The 20,525-nt window shown below is 51.4% G+C and carries 18 protein-coding genes; 6 read left to right on the top strand and 12 right to left on the bottom strand.

The window, feature by feature from the left end; genetic code table 11:
* Window positions 1-37 precede the first annotated feature (37 nt).
* The 7 genes from ABD028_RS06445 to ABD028_RS06415 form a co-directional block, all read right to left on the bottom strand.
* A complete protein-coding gene (locus tag ABD028_RS06445; protein ID WP_343843091.1) occupies window positions 38-3,043 on the bottom strand; it encodes an efflux RND transporter permease subunit in 3,006 nt (1,001 codons plus the stop codon).
* 13 nt (window positions 3,044-3,056) lie between these two features.
* Window positions 3,057-4,127, bottom strand: coding sequence for an efflux RND transporter periplasmic adaptor subunit (locus tag ABD028_RS06440; protein ID WP_343843090.1), 1,071 nt, complete (start codon window positions 4,125-4,127; stop codon window positions 3,057-3,059).
* The gene (locus ABD028_RS06435) at window positions 4,117-4,866 is read right to left on the bottom strand and encodes a MipA/OmpV family protein (RefSeq protein ID WP_343843089.1); all 750 of its coding nucleotides are present in this window, start codon (window positions 4,864-4,866) and stop codon (window positions 4,117-4,119) included. The genes ABD028_RS06440 and ABD028_RS06435 overlap by 11 nt, the downstream gene beginning before the upstream one ends.
* A 153-nt stretch (window positions 4,867-5,019) precedes the next feature.
* Window positions 5,020-6,258, bottom strand: coding sequence for an ABC transporter permease (locus tag ABD028_RS06430; protein WP_343843088.1), 1,239 nt, complete (start codon window positions 6,256-6,258; stop codon window positions 5,020-5,022).
* Window positions 6,251-6,970 (bottom strand): ABC transporter ATP-binding protein, encoded by a 720-nt coding sequence (locus tag ABD028_RS06425; protein WP_343843087.1) that lies wholly within the window; start codon window positions 6,968-6,970, stop codon window positions 6,251-6,253. Before ABD028_RS06425 ends, ABD028_RS06430 begins: the two co-directional genes overlap by 8 nt.
* The gene (locus ABD028_RS06420; RefSeq protein WP_343843086.1) at window positions 6,960-8,126 is read right to left on the bottom strand and encodes an efflux RND transporter periplasmic adaptor subunit; all 1,167 of its coding nucleotides are present in this window, start codon (window positions 8,124-8,126) and stop codon (window positions 6,960-6,962) included. The genes ABD028_RS06425 and ABD028_RS06420 overlap by 11 nt, the downstream gene beginning before the upstream one ends.
* A 12-nt stretch (window positions 8,127-8,138) precedes the next feature.
* Entirely contained in the window at window positions 8,139-8,831 is a 693-nt protein-coding gene (locus ABD028_RS06415; RefSeq protein ID WP_343843085.1) for a YIP1 family protein, read from the bottom strand.
* 173 nt (window positions 8,832-9,004) lie between these two features.
* On the opposite strand from ABD028_RS06415, the gene ABD028_RS06410 reads away from it, so the two are divergent.
* Window positions 9,005-9,346, top strand: a complete 342-nt coding sequence (locus ABD028_RS06410; RefSeq protein ID WP_343843084.1) for a GGDEF domain-containing protein — start codon at window positions 9,005-9,007, stop codon at window positions 9,344-9,346.
* The gene (locus ABD028_RS06405) at window positions 9,327-10,589 is read left to right on the top strand and encodes a glycosyltransferase (protein WP_343844059.1); all 1,263 of its coding nucleotides are present in this window, start codon (window positions 9,327-9,329) and stop codon (window positions 10,587-10,589) included. The genes ABD028_RS06410 and ABD028_RS06405 overlap by 20 nt, the downstream gene beginning before the upstream one ends.
* A 256-nt stretch (window positions 10,590-10,845) precedes the next feature.
* On the opposite strand, the gene ABD028_RS06400 is transcribed toward ABD028_RS06405, so the two are convergent.
* Together ABD028_RS06400 and ABD028_RS06395 are read right to left on the bottom strand one after the other, a co-directional pair.
* A complete protein-coding gene (locus tag ABD028_RS06400; protein ID WP_343843083.1) occupies window positions 10,846-12,696 on the bottom strand; it encodes a choice-of-anchor I family protein in 1,851 nt (616 codons plus the stop codon).
* A gap of 69 nt (window positions 12,697-12,765) precedes the next feature.
* Window positions 12,766-13,314 carry a SprT family zinc-dependent metalloprotease gene (locus tag ABD028_RS06395; protein ID WP_343843082.1) on the bottom strand — a complete coding sequence of 183 codons (549 nt, stop codon included), beginning with the start codon at window positions 13,312-13,314 and terminating at the stop codon, window positions 12,766-12,768.
* A 201-nt stretch (window positions 13,315-13,515) separates the two neighbouring features.
* On the opposite strand from ABD028_RS06395, the gene ABD028_RS06390 reads away from it, so the two are divergent.
* The gene (locus ABD028_RS06390; RefSeq protein WP_343844057.1) at window positions 13,516-14,229 is read left to right on the top strand and encodes a substrate-binding periplasmic protein; all 714 of its coding nucleotides are present in this window, start codon (window positions 13,516-13,518) and stop codon (window positions 14,227-14,229) included.
* A gap of 250 nt (window positions 14,230-14,479) precedes the next feature.
* Entirely contained in the window at window positions 14,480-15,226 is a 747-nt protein-coding gene (locus ABD028_RS06385) for a substrate-binding periplasmic protein (protein ID WP_343843081.1), read from the top strand.
* 9 nt (window positions 15,227-15,235) lie between these two features.
* Here the strand turns inward: ABD028_RS06385 and ABD028_RS06380 are convergent, their stop codons facing one another.
* The 3 genes from ABD028_RS06380 to ABD028_RS06370 all read right to left on the bottom strand — a co-directional run bounded on the left by ABD028_RS06380 (window position 15,236) and on the right by ABD028_RS06370 (window position 18,384).
* Window positions 15,236-15,964 (bottom strand): queuosine precursor transporter, encoded by a 729-nt coding sequence (locus tag ABD028_RS06380; protein ID WP_343843080.1) that lies wholly within the window; start codon window positions 15,962-15,964, stop codon window positions 15,236-15,238.
* A 103-nt stretch (window positions 15,965-16,067) separates the two neighbouring features.
* Window positions 16,068-17,297: a DEAD/DEAH box helicase gene (locus tag ABD028_RS06375; protein WP_343843079.1), complete on the bottom strand. Its 1,230-nt coding sequence runs from the start codon at window positions 17,295-17,297 to the stop codon at window positions 16,068-16,070.
* 64 nt (window positions 17,298-17,361) lie between these two features.
* Entirely contained in the window at window positions 17,362-18,384 is a 1,023-nt protein-coding gene (locus ABD028_RS06370) for a site-2 protease family protein (RefSeq protein WP_343843078.1), read from the bottom strand.
* A 300-nt stretch (window positions 18,385-18,684) separates the two neighbouring features.
* Between ABD028_RS06370 and ABD028_RS06365 the strand changes: the two genes are divergently transcribed.
* Both ABD028_RS06365 and ABD028_RS06360 read left to right on the top strand, forming a co-directional pair.
* A complete protein-coding gene (locus tag ABD028_RS06365; protein WP_343843077.1) occupies window positions 18,685-19,734 on the top strand; it encodes an OmpA family protein in 1,050 nt (349 codons plus the stop codon).
* A 136-nt stretch (window positions 19,735-19,870) separates the two neighbouring features.
* Entirely contained in the window at window positions 19,871-20,497 is a 627-nt protein-coding gene (locus ABD028_RS06360) for a LysE family translocator (RefSeq protein WP_343843076.1), read from the top strand.
* Window positions 20,498-20,525 lie beyond the last annotated feature (28 nt).

Genomic DNA, 20,525 nt, shown 5'->3' with positions numbered 1-20,525 from the left:
GGGTTTGTTTCCTTGCAATCCAGTGCAACACTCATGGTTATTGCCCCATTGATTGCTGAGCCTCTGACAGCAGCCAGTTCAGCGCCAAAGGCATTACCAACAACATCAGGGCCGTGGAACTGATGAGTCCGCCAATCACTGCCCAAGCCAGTGGTGGCCACAATGGGCTGTCGCCGAAGGTCAACGGCAACATACCGGCGATGGTGGTGATGGTTGTCAATACTATCGGTCGCAGGCGCTCAGATACGGCCCGGGTGATGGCATGGGCTTTGTGCAGTCCTTGCTGCAATCCTACCAATGCGCTTTCAATCAGTAAGATCGCGGAATTGACCACAATACCTGTCAATGCCAATAAACCCAGTAAAGACATAAAACCAAAAGGAATGTCAGCCATGGCCAGCATGGCTGGTGCACCGAGCATGCCTAATGGGATGCTGATCATCACCAAGGCACTTAACCTATAGGAATTAAACTGTAATATCAATGAGATAAACAATATTGCCAGTCCGGCAGGCAAGGCAGTCAGTAAGGCATTGCTGGCTTGTGAGGATTCTTCAAATTCCCCTCCAAGTTGCAGGCCAACCTGATATTTTTGTGCCACGGCCTCCAGTTCTGGCAGCATCTGCAGCAGGATGTCCTCTTCATCAGCATGGGGGTGAATATCAGCTCTGACAATCAGTGTTTCCAGTCCGTTACGACGGGTCTTCATTGGTAATGATGTGTGAAAGTGCACATCGGCCACCAGTGACAGGGGGATAAGCTGTTGCTGGTCGTTCAACAACTGGGTATCTGCCAGGCTTTGAGCGCTGGATTGTTGTGACTCTGCGGTTAATACCAGCGGAATGGGTAAGCTGGTGAAGTCCAGACGAGTCACTTCCAGGCCACTGCTGCGCCATGCCAGAAACTGATTGACCATTGCTACGCTCAGCCCACTTTGCACCAACTGTTGCTTATTCAATGCAAAACCCAGTTGCGGGCTGCCAAATGCATAGTCACGACGAACATTCTGTGTCTGTGGATGGGCCAGTACAATGTCACGTATCGCTTCTGCCGCGGCAGTAGCATCTCTTTGTTGTGTGGCAACAATCCTCAGTTCAATGGGGCTCTCAATGGGCGGACCCTGGCCAAGCTCCCGGGCTGTTAGCATCCACTGCGGATACTGGTCGATGAACTGCTGGTTCAGTTTGCTCACCAATGCGGGTGTATCGGCATGAGGCTGGGTAATGATGACCAGACGTGCGATATGGGCCTCTTCAGGTTGCTGCACCAGGTTGTAATAAAATCTAGGGCCGCTATGGCCGGTAAAGGTCAGCACTTGCTTTATGTCAGGGTGGTGTTGCAACTGGCCTGCCAGCTGATTGGCAACCTGTGCGGTTTGCTCAGGATCGGTGCCTACCGGTAACGCAATATCGACGTATGCCTGATTACGACTGGTTTTCGGGAAAAACTCGCCCTGAGTTGCTGGCAGCATCAGCAGTAAGGTCGACACCAGTGCCGCAAAAAACAGGGTTGCTTTGGGTTTTTGCAGCGCCAGGCAGGCTAACCGGCTGCCCGTTGATATTAAAACGTCCTGCCGGGATGGTCGGGTGTGCTGCGCAATCATATGCCGACTCAGTAACGGCACCAACGACAAGGCAATCAGGTAGCTGAGCAGGATGCTGAGAATAACTAATACCGGAATACTCGAAATAAAGTCTGCCACGCTGCCTTTGGACAATAACATAGGAACAAAGGCTGCTATAGTGGTAGCAGTCGCGGTAGCAAGGGGGCGCCACAGCTCCTTAAGTGCGGCCAGGCAGGCATCAATTCGCTGCCGGCCAGATTCCGTATGAAACAATATGCGTTCGGCCATCACAATGCTGTTATCCACCATCATTCCCAGTGAGAGAATCAATCCTGCGATGGTCATCTGATGTATCACGCCGCCGAAAATGCCAAATATGCCCAGTGCACTGAGGGCAATGGCAGGGATTGACAGGCTCACTACCAGCGCAGTGCGAATTGACATCAATGCCATCAGTACCAGACATACTGCCACGCAACTGAACATCAAGGACTGCAACAGATCGCTACGCCGGGCTTCACTCCATTCTGGCTGAAAAAGTAAGATATCTATACTGGCAGGGGCAAACTCACGGTTCAGTAATGCGATTTCATGCCGAAGCTGGTGCCCGAACTTTGTCACTCTTACCTGGTTGGGGGGGAGTGTAATTGCCAGGCCAATGGTCTGTCGGCCATTCAAGTAAAATCGCTCTGTGGCTAACGGATCTGGGCGAAACGAGATATCGGCCAGGCTACTGAGCGGAAAGTTTTGTGGTCCGGCTATTTGGATTGATTCCACAGCCTCTACACTGTTCAGACGCCCCATTGGCTGCACTGCCGCTAACATTTTACCTGTTTGCAGCAGTGCCGGACTGTCACCCTGATTGGCCTGAGCGATCTGCTTTGCCAATGCCAACGGGGATATGCCGGTTTCCAGCATACGTTGCTGAGAATACCGCACGGCTAACTGCAACCCCGGGTCACCTACCAGGGAAATATGTCTGATGCTATCCAACTGTAGTAAGCGGTCTTTGACCTTCAGCGCCAGTTCACGGTCAGCCAGAATGCCTCGGTTGCTGTCGACTGCCAATACGATGCCTTGCGTATCCTGGGCTCTGTCGATGACAGACTGTCGGGTGGTGGGCATGGCACTTTGCAAGGGCGCCAGCTTATCTTTGATGCGTTGCCAGACAATTTCTGTGTCGTAAACAGTCTCTTTTAGCTCAATATCAATGCTGGCACTGCCGGTTTTGATACGGGCACTGTAGTTGGCAATTTCATCTATCTGACTCAATTCTCTTTCCACCGGCATCACGGCTGACTGGGTTAATTGATCGACACTGGCACCGGCCTGGCTAAGCAAAATAAAACCATTGCGGTAGGGGAAATGGGGATCTTCCTGCTCAAAAGCACTATACCAGGTCATCAGTCCGGTAAGACATAACAACAGCACCAGACCCAGGATCTGCCTGGTGCGTAAATACCAATGTGTTGATTGCATATGAATTCTCTGCCTAATTGTCTAACCTGAGCTGACTCAGGTTGGTGGCAAGCTTGTCCTGCGGGGTAATCAACAGTTTGTCGGTTAGCGCGCTGGCACTGCTGACGACAGCATAACTATCGGCTAAGTCGTGGATCTCCACTGCCATAGACTGGCCTGGTTCGGTGATGACAAAAGCCCGAGGTCCCGCAGGTGCCGGAGCAAAACGCAAGGCGGCGATATCCACCTGATAAAGAATCGCCTGGTTCCTCTGCAGATCCAGTCGAACCGTCAGGCCCACCAGTGAAGGATCGGCATCTTCCAAACTCAGGCTGACGTCAAATAGTCCTGGCGCACCAGGCTGAGGTGCCGAGCGTTCAGCGACCCGACCCGATAAGGTTCTGCTCAAGGTCGGCAGATATAGAGACATATCCTGGCCAGGTTGTATACGCAGTGCATCTCGTTCAGGTAAGGCAAACACGGCTTTTTGGTGGTGACTCGAATCCAGCCTGATGATGGGGGTGCCAGCATCGACAAAGTCACCACTGCGATGATATAGCTTAGTGACGATGCTATCGGCTGGGGCCAGCAACAGACTCTCTTTGCCCTGATTCACCGCTTCATGTAACAACGCCTGCGCCTGTCCGACTTTTTGCTCGGCCACATGCACATTGCGCTGGGCATCATCAACCGCTTGCTGACTGTTCAGCGCGCTGATTCTGAGACTTTTCTGACGCGCTAGTTGTTGCCTGGCCAGGTTAAGATCAGCATTAGCGCTGTTAAGCTCGGCCTGCATTGCATCAATGCGGCTATCCAGGCTTGGTGAATACAGTTTGGCTAGTAATTGACCCTGTTTAACCAGCTCGCCTTCTTTGACCAGTACCTGGGCAATTCGCCCAGGGGTAAATAGCGCTGCATCAATGCTGTTTTGCCCTTGGATCCGGGAAAAAAATGCCCTGGTCAGCGGATTTTCTAACTTGACGGCGACGGTGGTCAGAGGTTCAGGCGGCGGGGCTGGTGGAACCTCTAATACCTCGTCATATGGTTCGCAGCCTGTGACCCATGTCAGCAGGCATGCCATGGCCAAACTGGTTTTAGAAAACATAGACATACCCCAGCAGCAATTGCGTGGAACCTGACTTGTCAACCAGGGGGGAGTCTTTAATTTCACTGCCATACGCGCTGTAACTAATATCCGCTTTGATCATGTGTTTGCCGCGGCCAAAGTACCAATCGCTGCTGATACCAATTTCGAAGCTGGTGGCGGCATCGGGTTCATAGAATTGACGGCTGGCGGTCGCTTCTTCAGCACGTACGCCATAATAGTAATCAACCATCTTGTCGCTTTGATAGTTGGCCGATATGTAAGGGACTACCCGGCCTTTCTCGAGTCTGAAAGGAATGCCATAGCTGGCTGAAAATTCAAAACCTTCGTGCGTACTGGTAAGGTCATGCATCAGTTCAAGACCAAACTCGCCGAAACGGGTGTCGATCTCCGCTTCAAAACCGGCGTCGAAAGCCATATCCCGGTCTTCCATCCCTTTGAATATATCGCCATCATCTTCCTCATAGCCGTCCATTCTTAGCTGTGCAGAGGCCGATAGTTCAAAATTTTCGCTTTGATACAGTTTGTAGTTTGCTCTGGGGCCGAGCAGGGAGAAGTTCCCGTATTCAATGGCCACCACTGGCACCACAACGGTTTCATTGCCAACATCAGTGTATCCTTGATCCTGGGCGACAGCCGCCACACCAATTCCCCAGCGAAATGGCTTGCTTTCGTCGGCCATAGCGGTGCTGCTGGTTGAGGCAATCATCAGTGTCAGTGCAAGGTTGGACAGTTTCATTAAAGCTCCTTTAAGGGTTATGTTGCAGGGGCCAACATGGCCACCGCGTTTTTGTTGGAGCCAGAATAGGTGGGCAAGCTTTCTTGAAACTTACAAGGTGTAGTATTTTTTGAATTTAAAAAAACCGCAGCAGATGCTGCGGTTTATGGGGCATTATTCGTAGCGAAGGGCGTCAATGGGATTGAGTTTTGAGGCCTTTACCGCCGGCATTAAGCCAAAGATAACGCCAATGGCGGTGGTAAAACCAAAAGACAGCGCGATGGCCCAGCCAGGTACCAGCGCTCCGGGCATACCGGGCATCAACATAGACAGTAAGGCTGCCAATCCCCAGCCCAGCAACAAGCCAATCAGTCCACCAAACAGGGACAGCACCAGGGCTTCCACCAGAAACTGCAGCATAATAAAGTTAGGGGTGGCCCCCAGCGCTTTATTGATACCGATTTCGCGGGTGCGCTCCGTGACAGACACCAGCATGATATTCATCACACCGATGCCGCCTACCAGCAGACTAATACCTACTACGCCACCTGCCACCAGGGTGACGGATGTGGTGACTTTTTCGAAACTTTCCTTGGTTTTTTTGGCAGTTATAAACTCAAAGTCATCCTTGTCGTCACCGGACAGATGGTGGCGTTTGCGTAAGATCTGACGTATCTGCGCTTGTACCGTGTCCAGGCTGGCGCCGGGTGCCGGTCGAAACAGAATATCGATATTTTCTGTCACTCTTGAGCCTGCCAGCGACGCCATTGTAGAGAAGGGCGCAATAATATAGTTGTCCTGATCAAAGCCAAATAATGAGCCGCGCTCTTCTGCCACGCCGATAATGCGGAACCATTCACCAGACAGGCTGATAAATTCACCGATGGGGTTGTCCGGCAATTTCAACTTTTTGCGCACTGATTCGCCGATAAATACCACCCTACGGCGTCTGTCGTCATCGCTGCTTCTGACAAAACGGCCCTGTTGGGGAAACACCTTGATGACTTTCTGGTAATTGGCATCGGTGCCAATTACCTGGGTCTGGATGGTTTCGCGCCCATAGCTGACCTTACTGCCGAAGGTAAAGGCCTGCATCGTCGCGCTCATATCCTGCACATTATTGACCTTGGATTTCAGGACAATAAAGTCCTCATAGCTGAGCTTGTTGGCAAAGCCGAGCATGGCCTGTTCCTGCGAGGTGCGGGCGCGCAGGGTCACCATATCACTGCCCAGATCATCCAATTGCGAGTCAATACTGGCACTTAAGCCTTCCATCACTGCCACCACGGTAATCACGGCAGCAACACCAATCACGATACCTAATGTCGTCAGGGCACTGCGCATGGCATGGGCGCGAATGGATGCCAAGGCCGCACGGGTGCCTTCAATGGTTGCGTGTAAGCCGCTAAACATGCATTTTCTCCTGGGTTTGCATATCGTTGCGACTGTCCTGCGCGACCTGACCGTCCACCAGGCGAATGACTCTGCGGCAATGATCAGCAATGTCCTGTTCATGGGTGACCAGAACTATGGTGTGGCCTTCCTCATGCAGTTGGTCAAACAGCTTCATAATGTCCTGGGTGGTTTTACTGTCCAGATTTCCCGTCGGTTCATCACCCAGGAGGATAGCTGGCTTAGTAACCAGTGCCCTGGCAATGGCGACGCGCTGGCGCTGACCACCGGATAGCTGATTGGGGAAATGCCCCAGCTTGTCACTGAGTCCGACGCGGGACAGGGCCTGCTGTGCCATATCACGACGCTGGGCAGTTGGGATCATTCTGTACACCAGTGGTTGCATCACATTCGCAAGAACCGACGCCCTGGGCAGCAGATTAAAACTCTGAAAGATAAAGCCAACGCTTTGGTTGCGGATCTGCGCCAGTTGCGCCTCGTCCAGTGTGGCCACGGCCTGGTCGGCCAGTAGGTATTGACCTTCGGAGGGCACATCCAGGCAGCCGAGGATATTCATCAGGGTGGACTTACCCGACCCGGAAGGCCCGATGATGGCAACATAGTCATTACGCTCGATATTAAGACTGATGTTTCGCAGGGCATAGAAGGTCTCGGTGCCCATCTGGTAGCGCTTGCTGATATTTTTCAGGCTAATAACGGCATCAACTGGCATCGCTGCTACTGTCCTGTTTCAATTGTACTTGCTGTCCTGGCTCAAGTTGGCTGATGAGCCTGGATGGGCCGATAACCACTTTTTGCAATTCACTCAAGCCGGTTAACACGGCCTGATGAATATCGGTGGCCATGCCGGTAGTAACCCAAACCTTATTGACGGTGTTGTCATCACTGACTTGCCATACGAAGGACTTACCATCTTCTTCCTGAATCGCGGCAACCGGTACATTTAAAGTAGGTTCGCCCTGAGCGGTGACAATCTCCGCCCTGCAGCTCATACCCGGATAAAGCTGGTGTTCTCCAGGGTTCAGTAGCACTTTGACCCGAAACGCCAGCCCCTCGCTGCTGGATAGTCGTTTTGCCGAGGTTCCGATGGAAATCACCTCGCCATTGATTGGAGTTTTAGGCAGGGCGGCGGCAAAAATTTCGGCCTGTTGATTTAATGCGATACGGGCAATGTCGGCTTCATCCACTCTCAGCTCTGCCAAGATAGCGCTGGGATCGGCCAGTACCATCAAGTCCGAACCAACAATGTTGGTAGTACCGGCAATCACGGTTTCACCGGGTTTGATATCCACCGAAGCCAGCAAGCCGTCCATCGCTGCAATAAACACGGTTTTGCGCAGTCTGTCCTTGGCCAGTAACAGTGCGGCCTGGGCTTGTTCTAACTGTGCCTGGGCGGCCTGGGTGTTGATGCGGGCGATATCCAGTTGGCTCTGCAGGGCATCCACAGTTTCCTGCTGGACCAGATTCTGCCCCAGCAACTGTTTGTTGCGTTGTACCTGGCGGTTGAGATCATCTTCCACCGCGCGGGTTCGCTGAATCTCAATACTGCGGGCCTGTACTGCAGCCTGATAGCTGTCTACATCCGCTTCAAAGGCGGTAGGGTCCAAACGCATCAGCACATCGCCCTGTTTAACCTGCTGACCTTCTTCTACCAATACATCCTGAACCCGACCAGTGACTTCGGAACGAATTTGGATCTGGGATTTAAACACCAGATTACCCGATGCCAGAATAGTGTCACTGAGTACCCCTTTGCTGACTTCAGCCGCCTCAACCGTGACCTGACCGCTATTACCGGCCAGGTGTTTATAGGCAACAAGGGCCCCAAGGCCGCCGAGAATAGCGGCCAGAATAAGGAACTTTTTCATCTTAGGTTCCGCTTAGATAAGTGCCACTAACAGCCAGATCCCCATAATCAGGCAAAACGGCAATGCGGCAAACACATAGGAAGTAATGGGCTTCATTTTTGCCCAGCTTTGCAGGCCCAGTGCGGCAATAACGATGCTCCACAAACTAAACAGGTTAAAGGCCTCAGCCCAGGCGTATAAGTTGTGATCTAGGGGCAGATTCAGCAGTAACTGGTTCAGCGAGGCGTAGTTCGACAGGTTCAGTGGCACATCCGGGCTGTCGGCCAACAGAAGCAGCAACGCCAGCCCCAGTGCATTGACAAACATCGGCATCATGGTCCAAAGGCTAAAGCTGTACCAGTCGCCATAACTGTATTCGTCGGTGCGGCCGACCAGTTTAAAGTAGCCTGCGTAGATGGCGTTGATAATCAGTGTCACCAGTACAATGCTTACCGCTGCTAAAGGCGCGGTATAGGACGCACTTTCCTGCATAAAGCCCCGGGCTTGTTCCGCTTCGGCCGGGCTGACATCACCCATCTGCGCCACTTGCTGTTCAACAATCCACTCATTGCTCATGCCGCTGTACATCCAGTAGGCCACCAGGGCATAAAATACCACTGAAAATAACAGCGCAATCCACCCCCATCCTTTGGCTTCCTTTAGGTCGTCAAACAGGCTTCTGGGGGCCACAAAAACATTTATCACCGCGTTGGAAAGAGTCGCCACAAATAGTCTCCCTAATATTGTTATGTTGGGCATTTCCTGAAATAGGTGCAGAAATGCTTATCTTTAAAGAAATAAGCAATGCAGTCTGGTTAGTCAGCACTCTGACAGATTTATAACAATAAATCGGTAAAAAATCGTAAAAGAAAATGTAGGTAACGAATTATTCTGGGCACGTGCCGTTTGGCGACAAAGTGTTGCAAGGCCTGGCGGCCTTGCTAAAGACGGAAATTCGCCAGATTGATGTGCTGGCCCGTATTGGTGGTGAGGAGTTTGCATTGCTTATGCCCAATGTAGGTATTCAGCAAGCCAGATTGGGTCTGGAAAGACTGCGCCAGGCATTGGCGGGTCAGGGCATTTTGGTTAACAACCAGCGTTATGCCGTGACCATCAGCATTGGTGCCGCGCAGGCGGGCGAATTGCCGGTAGAGAGCCTGCTGCAAAAAGTGGATAATTTGCTATACCAGGCCAAGCACAAAGGGCGTAACAGAGTGGAGACTGATTTTGCACAAGGCTAAGACATTGCTGGTGATAGGTTATGTATGGCCGGAGCCCAACTCATCTGCTGCTGGCAGTAGAATGCTGCAATTGTTGTCGGTATTTCGCGGCGCGGGCTACGAGATTATTTATGGCTCGGCGGCAGACAGCAGTCAGCATGCGGTGGATCTGGCCAGCCTGGGTATTGAGGCAGTCAATTTAAGCCTTAACTGTGCTTCGTTCGATGACTACCTTCGCCACCTGCAACCGGATGTAGTGATGTTTGACCGCTTTATGATGGAAGAACAATTTGGCTGGCGGGTAGAGCAATACTGTCCGGGTGCTTTGCGAATTCTTGATTCTGAAGATCTGCATTTTCTGCGCCATGCCCGGCATTTGGCGATGAAGCAAAACCAGCTACTGAGCGATAAGCACCTGTATAATGACTTGGCCAAACGTGAAATCGCGGCGATTTTGCGTTGTGACTTGACCCTGGTGATTTCCGAGTTTGAACTGACATTGCTGCAGGAAAAATTCAATATTCCATCGCATATTCTGCATTACTGCCCCTTTATGCAGGAGCAAGTAGAATTAGCAGAAACACCAGAGTTTGCCAGGCGGCAGCATTTTATCAGTATCGGCAATTTCCGTCATGCCCCCAACTGGGATGCGGTGTTGTATCTTAAACAGCACATCTGGCCCGCTATCCGCAAAGTATTACCTCAGGCCGAATTGCATATTTATGGCGCTTATCCACCACCTAAAGCCACCGCATTGCATGACGAACGACAGGGCTTTCTGGTTAAGGGCTGGGCCGAGGATGCCGTATCGGTAGTTACTCAGGCCAGGGTGATGCTGGCGCCGCTGCGTTTTGGCGCTGGTCTGAAAGGTAAGCTGATTGATGCCGCTTTGTGCCAGACACCAGCGGTGACCAGCAGCATAGGCGCCGAAGGTATGTACGGCTCGTTACCGGCGGGAATCATGGTAGCCGATGCACCAGATGAATTTGTGCAAATGGCGGTTGAGTTATATCAGCAGGCCGATACCTGGCAAACTTTTAGCGAACAGGCCGGACAGTTGCTGGCAGGTCGATTTTCGGTGCAGCGGCATGGCCCGGCTTTGTTAGCCAAAATGGATCAGGTCATCAGGGAATTGGACACGTCCCGTTTGAGTAACTTTTACGGCAGTATGCTTAGGCATCACAGCCTACGTAGCACACAATATATGGCACAGTGGATTGAAGCCAAAAATCGATTGAAAGCCCTGCAATCTGTCACGTCATAAGCTTGTTACTAAGGTTCTTGCAGGAAGCTGACAAGATTCGCGCACAGGGGTTACAAGTGGTGCGTTGCCAGGAACGTATTATCCTTGGTATCAGCAGTGCGCAAAGGGAGTGGGTGTAAATCCGACGGTAGATAGCGTGTTTGACTAAGCATCACGTTGGTTATCAATTAACTCAGATCGATAGACGTAGTTCAGAATGCCATGGAGAAAGCCCCGCCAGGACTTTACAGTGAGCATGCTGGCGGGGTTAAAAAGATTATTTTTCGGTTACCTGATAGACCGTTATAGAACCACTGACTTCATTGCCAATCAATAACAATGGATTACCGTTAGGGCTGTTATCAGCACTGATGAACTTAATGCTCTCAGGGCCCAAATCGCCTGCATTGGGGACGTCACTACAGTCCATACCTTCTGCTTCATCACAAGGGTTGTCCAAGTCATCATCCAGTTCAAAGTCTGCGTCAAAGTTACGATTGTTATAGTGGGAAACAAAGGCTGCCTGAAATGGATTGGTGACATCATAGATAAACAGATCGCCAGAGCGTTCCTGACCGATAAAGGCATAAGTGCGACCTTCAATCATCCCCACATCAATGGCTTCAGGCTCACCGCCCTTATCATCTGAACGGTTGTCACCTTTGTTCTCGGTATGGGCACTGTTGAAATTATTGCCCAGTACGGCGGCGCTGATACGACCAAAGTCATCGCCTGAGTCAAACACCTGGTTGACATTCTGATCCCAGATAGAGAAGGAGCGCCCTCCATAGGCGTAGAGTTTATCTACGATACCGTCATTATCTGCATCCAGCAGGGCAGAGGTGATCTTCAAACGGCCAAGACCGTCTTTGCCACCGGTTTCATCATACAGGGCTTGTAGTTCGGTGGAGAGGGTCAGATTTAATTCATCCGGATCCACCACATCTTCTACCCGAATATCTTCAGAATAGGCGTCCCAGTCGCGAGAATCGCCTTCGTTAGCGGAGAGGATAAAAGTTGCACCATTCCAGCTGTATGCAGCGATACTGTCTGGTTGATACATACCATAGACGTTAGGCAAGGTTCTGAACGACGCCACTTCATCTTCATTGGTGAAATCCAGGGTATGCTGACTCCAATCTTTAAAGCCCAGTGCTTTGATTTCTATCGTCATATCGGTAAGGTCGAGAATGCCGATAGCATTGGCTTCCTGCAGAGATACATAGGCGGTCTTACTATCAGCGGCAACACTGATATATTCTGGTTCCAGATCCTGTGCCACGGTAGTCCCGGCGGGGCCTGCGAATTTCACGCCCGCAGCACTTAATAGTGCGCGGCGTTTGGCGTCACTGTCATAATCTTCACTATCCAGCAAATCGGAGCTGAAATGCATATCTGTGGTCAGGTTAATTTCTCCCGCCACATCGGCCGGGGTGCCGCCTGTCAGGGAGATAACACTGATAGAGCCTTCGGGGTCCAGTATATAGTCCGTATCGGGCTCCCCCTCATTGGCGACCAGCACCATGCTGCCATCCGGGGTAAAGGTCAGCATATCGGGCAAAGCACCGGCCGCCACGGCTTTAACAAAGGTACCCTGGCCTGTGCCATCCAGGGTATAAAACAGCACTGCACCGGTAGCGGTTTTTTCCTGTCCGGCTACCGCAATGGCCAGTAAATCCTGATAAATCGCGATAGAATTGGCTTCGCCCAGATTCATATTAATATCCACACCGCTGCTGTTTTTTACAGACACGGTGGCGGGGAAGGTGAAAGCCGTGGACGACAGACTGTTGTCAGTGATGGGATTGCCCACGGCGGTTACTGGCAGGCTGGCCAGGGAAATCACCTCAATCTGATTGTCGGCAGCGTTTATGGCAAAAGCTGATTTGGATGTGGTATGGAACTGCACAATCTCGGCCGCAGACTTACCATAAATACCAGTATTAAAGCGGCCCACCACCTCAATATTCAGATCTCTTGGCAGGTTTTTACCCGGCGTACCGTCCTGACCAGGTGTGCCGTTCTGGCCTGGTGTGCCAGCTGGCCCTTGAGCACCGTCGTCACCATCGGAGCAGGCAGCCAAAGCCGACATTAAGGTTAACGCAATTAAGGAGCGCTTCAGATTCATAGTGTTTTCCCATTCTATTGTTATTAAACAACAAAATGTAACAGCCCAAGGATGACGGCTGGATGACAGTTATATGTCGGAATTGTTATGTGTGTCTGTTTGGGCTGGGAGCGACTGGCTGACTAGTGTCTGACGGCAATGTCGGCATTGATAGTTTACCCCTTGCAGCACGCGATTGTGCCGACGAATGGATAGCTGTACCGGGCCGCAATGGCAATGATAGGTAAACTGCCGTCCCGCCACTTTACTGATATCCATCTGGTGACATGCACTGCCTTGCAAGCCAAACAGCCTGCGCATCAGCGCTTTCCATTGCGTACCGTGCGGCCTGACTGGATTGCGCAAGGTGCCACGGCCATATAACTGCCACACCAACAAATGGCATAATTCATGGGGAATCACTTCGTGCATAAACTCTTCAGGGTTGTCGGCCAGCAACTGTGCGTTGAGGCGAATATGATTGGCTTGTAAACGGGCGCTGCCAGCAATACGACCGCGTTGATCATAGCTCAGGCAGGGTTTGGCAAAGGTGCGGCCCAGCTGGCTTTGCGCCATCACAAGACACTGCTCTAATCTGTTCTCTACGCTTTGGATGAGTTCGGGGCAAAGGTTGGCCACGGCAATATTTCTACGCAGTCATATATGAAGGGCGGTGAAGACAGTTTACCAGTTGCTGACCTGCAAGTAACCAGGGATTGCTCAAAGGGAGTATGTTGAACGCATCAACTGGACCGCACGATTATCATCAATATCTATTACACTTAATAGTAGTAGCTGTGAGGGCGAAAACTTATGCACAGATGTTCGCTTGTGACCTTGATGCTTTTGCTCACCAGTGGCACCGTTTTTGCCCAGGAAAAACCTGCACTGGAGTGGTGTCTTGATCATTTGCCGCCCAGGCAATTCTATCAGGAGAATAGTCCACCGCATGGCCCGATGGTGGATATGATGAAGGAATTGGCTGCCCGGGCCAATTTCGAACTGCGATTTAGCCTGCCCACACCAATAGAGCGCTGCCTTAAACGTATGCAAGCCGGTAACACGGATCTGATGACCGGCTTGTTGCTGACTCAGGAGCGTGCAGGGTATTTGTATATGCTGCCATTTGATGAAGCGCGCAGTTTGAGCTGGTTTGTCAACAAGGAAAGAGTGCAGGACAAAGCATTGGCCGCGACCGGTAGAAACGTAACGCTGATGAAGGACCGGTTTTATGACCAGCACGTACCATCAGTTTTGCAACAAAATGGCTACCAGGTACGCTGGTCAGAGACCACCGATGAGGCATTGGCAGAACTGTTCACAGGCGTAACGGATGTGATTATCGGCCCCCAGCACATTTTGGAGTACCTGATAGCCTCTCAGCCCAGGTATCAGGGCGCACTGGTGTTACAGCCCTCAGATTTGACCCCGGTATCCCAGGTTTATCTGGCCATTTCACGCAAAAGCGCTAGCGAGCAGTTGCAAGAGCAAATTGCCAAGGAACTTAAAGAAATGGTGCGAGAAGGTAAAACCCATTTTTATACTGACCGTTAGAAAACCATTTCCATTAGAGGTAAAGGAGAAGTTCGGAGACTTCAACAAGCAATGAAAGGCTCAGAACAATGATGCGCCACAGGTTATTAAACGCTCTGAGCCATGTGAAACAGCTCTTTGGCTTGTGATTCTTGCGCGCTTACTCAAGAATGTAGCAAGAAACCAGTGAATAACCGAACCGGCAATTGATTGCCCCCGAATGCGGACGTTGTCATTGAATCCAGATTTTACCAGAGCCTTGTATTCTAGAATGTTGCGAATGATTGGCTTTTTGCTTTGGGCAATGAGTCAGCCTGGCTTGGCAGTACCTGAATCGCCCATACGGGTATTGACTGAAATATTACCGCCGCTGCAGTTACAGGGGGGAAATGGTCGGCAGCAGGGGCTGCATGTGGAAGTGGTAAAAGAAGCGTTGAAACGGGCGGGCATTGACGCTGGAATTGAGTTTCACCCTTGGGCCCGTGCCTATCAGATAGCTCAGGACCAGCCTAATATTCTGATCTTTTCCATGGTCAGATCACCACAGCGTGAGCCCTTGTTTATCTGGGTCAGTAAGTTCCGTGATATCCAATACCACTTTTACAGCCTCAATGCGCGCAAGTTGGACGACATTCAGGACTGGCGCCAGGCCAGGTTGCTTACCGTGGCCGCGCCAAGGGAAAGTTATGAATTACAGTTGCTGGAATCTCTGGACTTTGAAGCCACGCGCCTGGCACCGACGGTGACACAGATTCAGTCCTGGCGCTTATTACTCAAAGGGCGGGTGGATGCGGTGTTTGCCACTGAGCTAAGCGCCGCCGCCATTCTCAGTGAGTTAGGGGTGGCTGCTCAGACCGTGCATAAGCATACCCAGGTCAGTCATAGCCCAGGCTTGTACCTTGCTGCCAGCAGCGGCACGGATGAGCAGATCATTGCTGGGCTTCGCCATGCGATGCAGGATATCAGTAATGACGGTACCTACCAGACTATAATGGCAAAGTATTTCCGTCCCGAATGAACCCATAGCCTATGACTTAATGGAAAAAGGCGTAAAGTGGGTGTCTTTATCATACACATCAACGCCTTCACTACGTTTTAAGCGGTTGACGACCAGATAGGTGAAGGGTGTCAGCAGCACTTCCCAGCCCACTTTCAGCAGATAATTGGTCAGCATCACTTTGATGATCAGGTCGCTGCTCCATACGCCATAGAATGCCAACGGATAAAAAATCAGGGTATCTACCGCCTGGCCCACCATGGTCGAGCCAATGGTGCGTTGATAGAGCGCTTTGCCAGCCGATTGCACTTTCATTTTCGCCATAACAAAGGCATTGGCCATCTCGCCGGCCCAGATTGCCAGTACCGACGCAAAGATAATGCGCGGCACCTGGCCGAAATTCAGGGCAAACGCCTGCTGCATCGAAATGCCGCCGAGATCGCTGTTCCAACTGGCATCGGGCGGGATGGCCGTTATAAAGGCTGCCATGGCGGCGGCAAACAGCGCAGAGGCAAAGCCAGCCCAGATCACCCGCCTGGCCCGCGCATATCCATATACTTCGGTCAGTACGTCACCCAGCACATAAGACAACGGGAAAAATAAGATACCGGCACCAAAGCTGAAACCGGCAATAGTGGCGACTTTGCCGGCACCAATAATATTTGAACAGACGATAATTACGCAGGTGGCGACCATCACCAGGTCATAATACTTAAATTTGTGCTGCGCTAAGGTTCGACCGTCGTCAAGTCTGTGCATGATGGGGGGACCCGGGTCCGTTAAGGTGCATGCAGTGTAGCCTGCTCAGGTAACAGGCCGCATGGATTTTTTTAGGGATTAGCCAGCTTTATTTTTCACCCACTCAGCTTTGCGGCGGTGTGCCTTGTTTGGGTTTTTTCGGCTTCTTGGGCTTTTTCGGTTTGATGGGACGCAGATCCAAAATGGACTCAGGCAAGGGCGAGCCTGGTTCAAAACCGACTTCGATTTGCCTTGGCAATAATTGGCCAATCAGGCGCTCAACGGCCTTGAGATTGTCAAATTCCTCTGCACTGGCAAAGGAAATGGCTTGGCCTGACTGACCAGCACGGCCGGTGCGGCCAATGCGGTGGATATAGTCCTGACTGATATGCGGCAGATCGAAGTTAATCACCACAGGTAATTGTTTGATATCCAACCCACGCGCCGCCAGGTCGGTGGCAATCAACACTCTGTGCAGGCCCTGGTGAAACTCATTCAGGGTTCTGATTCTGGCGCTCTGGCTTTTGTCACCATGGATGGCGGCTGCCGCAAGCTGGTGTTTAACCAGATTTTTTACCAGCCGATCCGCCCCTTGTTTGGTGCGGCAAAATACCAATATCTGTTGCCAGTTGTGCTGGTTGATTAGCCTTATCAACAGTTCAGCCTTACGTCCGGTGTTGACCGGAATCAGCCACTGCTGCACGTCAGCAGCCGGGCTGTTGGTGGTGTCTAATGCTATCTCAGTGGCTTGATGCAGTATTTTGCCGGCGAGCCCGCGCACCTCATCCGAAAAGGTGGCAGACAGCATCAGGCTTTGCCTGTTAGCCGGTAGTAAATGCAATATCTGTTTGACCTCAGCCAGAAAACCCAGGTCCAGCATTTTGTCGGCTTCATCCAGCACCAAATAGCCAAGCTGTCTGAAACCCAGGGCATTGCTGCGAAACAGATCCAACAGGCGGCCGGGGGTAGCAATCAGAATATCTGCACCGGGGCGCAGTCGCTGCATCTGTGGATTGATCTTTACCCCGCCATAAACTGCCTGGGTACGCAGACGCATGCCCAAGGTGCAGGCTTTTATATAGTCGCTGACCTGAATGGCCAGCTCGCGGGTGGGCACCAGAATTAAGGCCCTGATGTGGTTGGACCGCGCAGGGGCCCCGGCTAACAGCTGTTGAATCAAGGGTAAAGCATAAGCGGCGGTTTTCCCCGAGCCGGTTTGGCTGGAGGCCAGCAGGTCCTGGCCAGACAAGATCAAAGGAATGCTCTGACGCTGAATATACGTTGGGGTTTGGTAGCCCTGCTGCGAAATCACCTTCAGCAGGGCAGGCGACAGGCCTAATTGCGCAAATGTCATGAGTGCTCGATGCTGTATCTGGCGGGGGGCGAAGTATACAGTATGAACCTGCCTGGTTGGCACATCAATTTGACAGGATCTGCATGGGCAGCGTCAGTATCGCGTGGTCGGTGTCAGCGAAGCTATAAATAACAGCAATATGTCCGCCGATAACCACCAGATACCAAAGGGCGGAGACCCACTGACCATAGCGGTTCAGAGGCACCAAATAGGACTGATGGCGACTGCGCCATTCGAACACAATTTCCAGCGCACCAATTAAAATAAACAATACCAGTAAGGCCAGACCAAAGTACCAGGAGACCAACAGCCCAAGCGCCATACCCAGCATACACACACTTAGGCCCAGCCAGGAGCGCATGGAAAAGCTGATACTCTTTATCACATGTCCACCATCCAGAGGCAGAATTGGCAGCAGGTTAAATAAATTCAATAGTGCGCCAATGACCGCTGCACCAGCAAACAGCTCTATGCCGGTAATCACAAAGGCGAGCAGACAGGCCAGCGCCATAAACAAGCCAAACGCCGGCCCCATTATGGAGATCACCACATCCTGCCAGCGGGTTGATAGCTTGTCGTCGGACAAGGCCAGTCCGCCGACAAAGGGGATCAGATAAATACCTTTGGTTTTAATGCCAAAGTATTGCATGGCCCGCACATGGCCATATTCATGCGCTACCAGACAAGCTACCAGCACCAGGGCAAACTCAAAACTGAATAACCAGCTATAACCTGCTAAAGAAGCCGCAGCTAGCGCCGCTTTTACTACCTTGGCACTTTTAAATAACTTAAAGCCCAGTGCTAACAGACCGATGGTGCCTTTACTGGCGGGCTCTGCGGGCAGCAGAAATTCTTCCGAATGGGTGCAGCGCCCATCCAGGCTAAGCCTATAGCGCATTTTTTGGGTGCCGGGCAGCATCTGTAATGTTAATTCAGCTTGCACCCCGGCAGCAAGGAACTGGTGCGTGGTGTGTTCAGCATGAGGTTGCTCACTGACCAGCTCGTTAGCATAAAACAGGCACTGTTGGTTGTGACGGATTTCCAGACTAAGGGGCTGATCGTAAAGACTGGCTTGTAGTAGTTGCATGAAGAGGTTCCATTTTAAAGGCCGGCGTATGGTAACGAAGAGTGTCAGGCAGAGAAAGCCAGATAACGGCTGAACAAGCACAATGGCGTCGAATATATCGGTTTTGTGATTAAATGTTGGGCGGCGCCGAAAATAATGCACAACATATTGATTTTAAGCTATTTCCCTACACTGCCGAATATTGCTACAATCCTGCGCCGAATTTTTCGGTGTGCTGGTTTGTTAACCAAATAATAAACAAAACAAAGGTTGAACCGGCTGATTTCGCATGCGCACATTTTTCACTTTTAAGGGATATTCATGAAATTAAATGCTGTAATCAAGGCTGCTCTATTCAGCCTGCTGCCTGTTTCCGCTGTTTTAGCGCAGGAAGCCCCCCAATACGGTGCCTGGGTAGCTGGCTTTGGTGAGTACTACAAGGTTGACAACGATAAGCCCAACAGCCTGGACAACTTTGATGATGCGTCTGGTCTGGGTGCGGAGCTGGGGTTTCGTTTTACCCCCGAGTGGGGCGCGCGTCTGGAATGGTCGCGGCTCAACTTTGATTCCGAGTCTGGCCTGAATGATCGTGACGGCGACCGCTTTGGTATCGACGCGCTGCATTACTTCGATCAAAAGCAGACCTATTTGTTTGCCGGTTTTAAGCATCAAAACCTGGGTGAAAACTATCGACTGGTGAATTTTGGTCTGGGTCGACATTGGGATCTTAGCCAGAACTGGAAACTGGTCACAGAAGCCGCGGCATATTACGACTTTGGTCAGAACTTTACCGACTTCGGTTTGAAACTGGGCCTGGCATATACCTTTGGTGGCAACAGTGCATCCGGCGGTACCCCTTCAAACATCAGTAGTCAATTGAACGAACCGGCACAAACTGCGGCAGACAGTGATAGTGACGGCGTCAATGACAATCAGGATCGCTGTGCCAATACGCCTAAGGGCGACAAAGTTGATGCATTCGGCTGTACCTTATTTGATGAAAAAACCGTATCCAGCGCGCTGGATATGCTGTTTGCTCATGACAGCCACAAAATTGCCAACCCTGATTCTCAGCAGGTAAAGAACTTTGCTGACTTTATGCAGCAATACCCTGATACCACCGTTACCATCGAAGGCCATACTTCTTTAGTGGGAACTGACGCGTATAACCAGGCACTGTCTGAACGCCGCGCCGCCGCTGTGAAAAAACTGTTGGTAGAGCGCTATGCTATCAGTGCCGAGCGCATCAGCACTGTGGGTTATGGCGAGTCCCGCCCACTGGATCGCGCAGACAATGAGGCGGCGCACAGTGCCAACCGCCGTATTCATGCTCAGGTCAGCACCACGAAGAAGGTCAAACTGACCCGCTAATTTATAGGTTGTTAGCATAAAAAGGCGCGATTTCGCGCCTTTTTTATTGCTTTTTGTTTAACCTGTATGGAACTGGTGGTTTAGCGTCGTTGTCTTTAGCATGTGTCTTGTAAATCAGTGATACAAGGAATGAAGCATGTTTCCCATCGAAGTCTGGCTGACCTACAGCCTGGCCTGTGTGCTGTTGGTGTTATCCCCTGGTCCGGATAATCTGCTGGCCATCGGCAGAGGGCTGAGTCAGGGCAAACTGGCCGCTGTGCTTTCTGGCTTATCATCCGGCACCGGCATTTTGTTTCATGTGCTGGCCGCCACCTTTGGTCTGACACTTCTGATTAAAACCTCCGCTGTGGCCTTTTATGCTGTTAAGTTGATTGGGGCCGCCTATCTGATTTGGCTGGGGATCAAGGTACTGCGCTCACGCAGCCTGTTTACCCTGGAGCCGGTTAAAAAGCAGTCCCTGACCAGTATCTTCTCTACGGGCTTTCTATCCGCAGCACTTAACCCTAAACCAGGTATGTTTGTGCTGGCCTTTGTTCCGCAGTTCGTCAACCCCGAGCTTGGCTCGGTAACCACGCAAATGTTGGTGTATGGTGTCTGGTTTGCAGTTTTAACTGCAACCGGCTTTGCCCTGATGGGCATCTTTGCGGCAAAAATCAGCCACTGGCTGATAGCCCGCCCCAAAGTAGTGAATGGCTTGAATATTGGCGCAGGCATCACTTTTATCGGTTCTGGGCTGGCGGTGGCCGCGATGAAGCAGCGTTGATTGCTATAAAAAAGTGCTTGATTAATGC

The organism is Bowmanella denitrificans, assembly GCF_039522935.1.
Classification (GTDB): Bacteria; Pseudomonadota; Gammaproteobacteria; order Enterobacterales; family Alteromonadaceae; genus Bowmanella; species Bowmanella denitrificans.
The sequence above is the reverse complement of the archived record's forward strand: the minus strand, read 5'-3'. Positions and strand labels throughout refer to the sequence as shown.

Coding starts and splice junctions, on each gene's coding strand:
- ABD028_RS06445 (WP_343843091.1), bottom strand. CDS start 3,043: ATGCAATCAACACATTGGTATTTACGCACCAGGCAGATCCTGGGTCTG.
- ABD028_RS06440 (WP_343843090.1), bottom strand. CDS start 4,127: ATGTTTTCTAAAACCAGTTTGGCCATGGCATGCCTGCTGACATGGGTC.
- ABD028_RS06435 (WP_343843089.1), bottom strand. CDS start 4,866: ATGAAACTGTCCAACCTTGCACTGACACTGATGATTGCCTCAACCAGC.
- ABD028_RS06430 (WP_343843088.1), bottom strand. CDS start 6,258: ATGTTTAGCGGCTTACACGCAACCATTGAAGGCACCCGTGCGGCCTTG.
- ABD028_RS06425 (WP_343843087.1), bottom strand. CDS start 6,970: ATGCCAGTTGATGCCGTTATTAGCCTGAAAAATATCAGCAAGCGCTAC.
- ABD028_RS06420 (WP_343843086.1), bottom strand. CDS start 8,126: ATGAAAAAGTTCCTTATTCTGGCCGCTATTCTCGGCGGCCTTGGGGCC.
- ABD028_RS06400 (WP_343843083.1), bottom strand. CDS start 12,696: ATGAATCTGAAGCGCTCCTTAATTGCGTTAACCTTAATGTCGGCTTTG.
- ABD028_RS06390 (WP_343844057.1), top strand. CDS start 13,516: ATGCTTTTGCTCACCAGTGGCACCGTTTTTGCCCAGGAAAAACCTGCA.
- ABD028_RS06385 (WP_343843081.1), top strand. CDS start 14,480: ATGTTGCGAATGATTGGCTTTTTGCTTTGGGCAATGAGTCAGCCTGGC.
- ABD028_RS06380 (WP_343843080.1), bottom strand. CDS start 15,964: ATGCACAGACTTGACGACGGTCGAACCTTAGCGCAGCACAAATTTAAG.
- ABD028_RS06375 (WP_343843079.1), bottom strand. CDS start 17,297: ATGACATTTGCGCAATTAGGCCTGTCGCCTGCCCTGCTGAAGGTGATT.
- ABD028_RS06370 (WP_343843078.1), bottom strand. CDS start 18,384: ATGCAACTACTACAAGCCAGTCTTTACGATCAGCCCCTTAGTCTGGAA.
- ABD028_RS06365 (WP_343843077.1), top strand. CDS start 18,685: ATGAAATTAAATGCTGTAATCAAGGCTGCTCTATTCAGCCTGCTGCCT.
- ABD028_RS06360 (WP_343843076.1), top strand. CDS start 19,871: ATGTTTCCCATCGAAGTCTGGCTGACCTACAGCCTGGCCTGTGTGCTG.